The organism is Shewanella sp. N2AIL (assembly GCF_022690845.1).
GTDB lineage: Bacteria > Pseudomonadota > Gammaproteobacteria > Enterobacterales > Shewanellaceae > Shewanella > Shewanella baltica.
Genome location: NZ_JALBYT010000062.1, coordinates 1 through 3,933, shown reverse-complemented (window position 1 = coordinate 3,933; position 3,933 = coordinate 1). Strand labels below are relative to the sequence as shown.

Below are 3,933 nucleotides of genomic sequence, written 5' to 3'. Positions count from 1 at the left end.
TAATAATTTTTTAAGGATCGCCTCTTTACGTTCTGGTGAATACCGAGCCATATCGTTCTCTTTTGCCGCACCCTGTCTTTAAACATAATGATTATTTAGGGGTGACAACAATCCTGACACAGGGGGATCGCTTGAACCGCGAGGATTAATGCGGAGGCGCTTATTATGGATTAAAGCAAGATTGGTGCTCCTGTCCTGCTCCTGTCTTTCGAAACCTCATCAACTTTCAGCTGCTATTTTGATTTCGTCAAAGACCTCCATTTCGGCATAAGCTAAAAAGTTCATTTCCCATACTTGATAGAAATCCATCACATCAACTTCGCTAATGGACTGGGGAGGCATAAACATAAAAGTTGCCAACCCATTGTCGAAGTCAAAATTCACTTCCTTAGCCAACTCCGGATAGGGATACCCCACATAACTAAAATCAGTAATGTAATTAAAGTGCCACTGCCCGCTTTCTTGCTCGATACGGATTTCAACTGGATGCCAACCTCCACTTTCTGCGCTGTAACTACTATCTCTAAAGTTAAAGGTTAAAGCGCAGATTGAGGGGGTGAGCTTGTTTTGCTGCTTTGCTATCTGAATGAGCTTGTCTTGCAAATCAACAGAAATAGGCAGCAGTAAACGCTCAACGTTAAATGTTAAGTTCATAATGATTTATCTTTGATTATCGGGTGGAAGGTACTCAGGAAGACTGAGGTATGAAGGCGTTAATAAAGACCGATAGTTAGCTAGGTATATCCGCTAATTTTACTAGTGCAGCTTTACGCTCATCATAATCAGTTGATAATTGATGGATAAAGACACTCTTCTCGGATTGACTGAGTAGGCCAATTTCAGCGCTTCGTAGCACAGCGGCCAGAAAGGCGGCATTATTCGCGCTTCCCCCTTTAAAAACAGCTTTTAGTATCGTGCTCTTGATGGTTAATCCGGCCATGCTATCGAGTAAATCAAGTACAGCTTGCACTGATACCCACTCTTTAGAATGTAAACCACCCCCTTCGTTACCACTGAGCCGAATGTGAAGTGAACCACCTTCATTTACCGCCAGCTGGTAAAAGACGTGGTTCTGCGTTTTAGGACTTAGCTTTAATGCTTTGCCATGTTCAACGATTAGGTTATAGCCAATGAGATGCTTCCTGTTTTCAATGAGCATATTATTTGTAGTATTTTTATCTATTTTAACTGATTTTTTCATGTTGTTTTCCTTGAGCTTATTGCTAGTAAATTGAATGATTAGCATGGGTAATACCAGCTATTGATAATCACCTTTAATTAATTGCTTCTCTTACTAGATCAGATACATTTGCGCTGACTTCCCTTAGTCTTGACGACGCTAGATGAGCGTAACGGGTACTTGTTTGAGGGGATTGGTGTCCTAACAAATGTTGGACATCATAGAGAGTTGCTTTACCGGAATTAATCAAGATTGAAGCGAATGAATGTCTCAAGTCATGGATACGTAATCCCTCTAAGCCTCCTGCTACTTTCTTAATCCGTGCAAATGACTTCTTAGGGTGGCTAATTGGCTTGCCTTCTGCTTCACCGGGAAATATATAGGCATTACCCGCAATGCGTTGGCTCCTTTGCTCTTCAAGTACTACCATTGCTAGTGAGTTAAGCAGTACAGTTCGTGACAAGCCTGATTTTGTATGCGGTAAGAAAAGGCTTCCTTCACCGACGTCGTCGACGGTTAAATTACACCATTTTGAATTACAAATTTCCCCCATGCGCATTCCGGTTAACAAGGCAAACTTCAGGGCATTACCTTGAGTTCTGCTTGGTTCTTTATTGCAGGCTGTAATAAACGTGGTGATTTCATCTTTACTGAGAAATTTCTGCCTTAAATTATTCTCCTTAAGTTTTTTTATATAAGTGCCCGGATGTTTATCAACAAAGCCCCATTCCAATGCTAGTCGGAACATACGAAGTACCAAGCTTCTGAGACGATTAATGGTTGCAGGTTTTCGATTAACTAACAGTTCATCTAGCTTCTTTTGAATGTCATGTTGACCAATTTGGTTCAGAGGGATGTCTTTCCATAAAGGGTAGAAATGTAGCTTAAGAAGGCTGGCATCGCTACTAGCTGTTAGCTTGTTCACATGAGCATAGGGTAAGTAATGGAGTTGAGAGAATTCTTGAAAGGTGAGTACATTGATCTTTTCATCACGGAGTTGTTTTGGATCATTACCAAGCGCTAGTTGTTTCTTGTGTTCATTAGCAATCTGCCTAGCTATTGGGATATCTAGCGCTGGATACTCCCCTAACTGCAATGACTTCTTAGTACCATTAATTGTGTAACGAAAAAGATAACGCTTACGGCCTTGACGATTAACTATGAGCTTAAGTCCGGAACATCCATCATCTGTATATTCAGTTTCGTGACTTCGACTGTCAGTAGGGGTTGGTGGTAGATTATCAATCTGTCGTTTATTAAATTTAAATTTACGTGACTGCATGAAGCCTCCTTAACCACCTGTAGATTCATTAAGCCCTAATTCACACATTAACTCAGCTTTCAGCGACTTTGACATGAGTAAGTACAAGCCTTGACCAGAGTCATTTATGATCGTCAACGTCAACAAAATTAAGGGATCTAATTCAACTTCAAATTCAATGTTTTCTAGGGCGAAGCTGAGCAATTTCTTTTCGTTCTTTGGGGTGTATTCGCTATCGACACATACACCAGACATTGACGAGAGCATCCAGAGTTCACATTCAAGTTCAATCCATGTTAATTGAGCCTCATTTTCATCGTTAAATGGTGCGAGTAAGTGTTGTTTGAGTTGGTCTAATAAGGTGGGCGTTACAGGGAGTGTATTTAGATCTTTCCATTGTATGATTTTTAGCATGATTAACTCCATGAGATTGATATCATGAAGTTAATATGTATTTGATATATAATGTATTACGGATAATCTAAAAGGAATTTTTAAGTGAACAGCTACTACGCATATCATGGACCCGATAATGAAACAGATTTTGAGTACGCAAAAGGATATGGTTTCCCCAGTGATACCAAACTAAAAAAAGTAAATTTTGGCGATGAAATATTTGTCATTCAAGGTTTAAAAAACAAAGGGAAACAAGAGTTTAAGCTTTGTGGGAAGTATAAGGTAACAGAGAAATACTATGATGAGAATTGTATAGGAAGAGAACATCGAGTTCGATTGTCTGATATTAGTAAATTATCTTCATTTTTAAATATTGATGAGGATGACTGGGGGGCTCTTCTTCCTGATAGTTCTAGACAAGACCAACGCACTAATTTTAAACGACATTTTTGCTTTACAGGTGCGACACTTCAATCTCCATTGTCGGCTGGTGTGCTCTCTGTTTTTGAACACTATTTGTCTACTGGTCCTAAAAGGGTGAGTGGACGTGCATCATCCTCTATACCACAGGGTGACCTCATTGAAGATTTAAAAATTATCGAAAATAGTGACCTGTCTGACTCAGAAAAAGAGATTTTAACAAAGGCCAGAATTGGTCAAGGCAAATTCAAAAGTGATGTGATCAAAACATGGCAAGGTGAGAAGTGTGCTGTCACTTTAGTTAGCATTAAAGAAATGCTAATTGCATCGCATATTAAAGCTTGGAAAGATTGCGAAAATACTGGCGAAAGGCTTGATGGCGCTAACGGTATTCTACTATGTGCTCATGTAGATAAATTATTTGATAATCATCTAATTACATTTAAATGTAAAAATAATCGCTATTATTTAAACATATCAAATACTGTAGATGTTTCTCAGCTAAAAGGGCTTGGTATCGAAAAAGGTATAGAACTAGAAGTATCCCATTTAGACTTCCAAGCCACGGAGCGTTTCCACCAGTACATGGCGCATCATAATCGGTGCTTTGCGGATAAAGAATTAATCCATACCTCTCACACCTAAATCCTAGATCGCTGGGTCTGTTACATTAACT

Annotated in this window: 5 protein-coding genes; 1 reads left to right on the top strand and 4 read right to left on the bottom strand. The window is 39.3% G+C overall.

What is annotated here, in order from left to right; all coding sequences use genetic code 11:
• Positions 1-219 precede the first annotated feature (219 nt).
• The 4 genes from MO387_RS20680 to MO387_RS20665 all read right to left on the bottom strand — a co-directional run bounded on the left by MO387_RS20680 (position 220) and on the right by MO387_RS20665 (position 2,855).
• A complete protein-coding gene (locus MO387_RS20680; RefSeq protein WP_242326506.1) occupies positions 220-654 on the bottom strand; it encodes a DUF2787 family protein in 435 nt (144 codons plus the stop codon).
• Positions 655-730: 76 nt separating this feature from the next.
• Complete coding sequence (locus MO387_RS20675) at positions 731-1,201, bottom strand: hypothetical protein (protein ID WP_242326505.1); 471 nt, start codon at positions 1,199-1,201, stop codon at positions 731-733.
• Positions 1,202-1,274: 73 nt separating this feature from the next.
• Positions 1,275-2,462: a site-specific integrase gene (locus tag MO387_RS20670; RefSeq protein ID WP_242326504.1), complete on the bottom strand. Its 1,188-nt coding sequence runs from the start codon at positions 2,460-2,462 to the stop codon at positions 1,275-1,277.
• A 9-nt stretch (positions 2,463-2,471) separates the two neighbouring features.
• Positions 2,472-2,855: a hypothetical protein gene (locus MO387_RS20665; RefSeq protein WP_242326503.1), complete on the bottom strand. Its 384-nt coding sequence runs from the start codon at positions 2,853-2,855 to the stop codon at positions 2,472-2,474.
• An 84-nt stretch (positions 2,856-2,939) separates the two neighbouring features.
• Here MO387_RS20665 and MO387_RS21350 point away from each other — a divergent pair, with 84 nt between their 5' ends.
• On the top strand, positions 2,940-3,902 hold the full coding sequence (locus MO387_RS21350) for an HNH endonuclease signature motif containing protein (RefSeq protein ID WP_242326502.1): 963 nt from the start codon (positions 2,940-2,942) through the stop codon (positions 3,900-3,902).
• The last annotated feature ends 31 nt before the right edge of the window (positions 3,903-3,933 follow it).

Coding starts and splice junctions, on each gene's coding strand:
- MO387_RS20670 (WP_242326504.1), bottom strand. CDS start 2,462: ATGCAGTCACGTAAATTTAAATTTAATAAACGACAGATTGATAATCTA.
- MO387_RS20680 (WP_242326506.1), bottom strand. CDS start 654: ATGAACTTAACATTTAACGTTGAGCGTTTACTGCTGCCTATTTCTGTT.
- MO387_RS20675 (WP_242326505.1), bottom strand. CDS start 1,201: ATGAAAAAATCAGTTAAAATAGATAAAAATACTACAAATAATATGCTC.
- MO387_RS20665 (WP_242326503.1), bottom strand. CDS start 2,855: ATGCTAAAAATCATACAATGGAAAGATCTAAATACACTCCCTGTAACG.